Consider the following 598-nt stretch of genomic DNA (forward strand, 5'->3'; position numbering starts at 1 on the left):
GAAGATACTAGGTACTCAAAGATAGAATCCTGTAATGAAGCAAGCATAGAAATAATTTAAGAGAAACTGATTAATCCCCCATCTTGTTTAACTTTTGTAATATATCCCAAAAACCCGTATAATCACTATTTTTTCGAAGAAATACTTTACAGAGAAAATAAACAAAATCCTATACTAAGTAATGCATAATTATCTTTATTTCAATAATGGAAAAATTCTAACAAATACTTTAAGTAGATATTTGGAAATAACTTTAACATAGTTTTCCCAATAGAGACTATTTTTTTAGAATATTATTATTTCTTCTATTGTGCCATCATTGATGTTGATATAATTATTCATATTTTGGATGAGTTACTTTTAATAATTCAACAATATCCTTTGAAGGTATTCCCATGTTGGAAAAAACATATGATTTATGTAATTGAAGAACATAGCTCATTATATTTAATTTAGTATCTTTGTTATAGCTTGGTTTTTCCCCAACTGGAAAAAAGTGAGAATAATAATGTCTAAACTCTTTTAAATAGTTATGAATTTCTTCACTATAATTAAAAATACTTTTCAAATAATTTTGTAATTCCGGATCCAAAGAATG

At 25.1% G+C, this 598-nt stretch carries 1 protein-coding gene; it reads right to left on the reverse strand.

The features are described from left to right. Window positions 1-334 precede the first annotated feature (334 nt). On the reverse strand, window positions 335-598 hold a 264-nt coding region (locus tag EII23_RS13255), incomplete at its 5' end, for a hypothetical protein (RefSeq protein WP_221620418.1).

Source organism: Desulfovibrio sp. OH1186_COT-070, assembly GCF_003860215.1.
Classification (GTDB): Bacteria; Desulfobacterota; Desulfovibrionia; order Desulfovibrionales; family Desulfovibrionaceae; genus Desulfovibrio.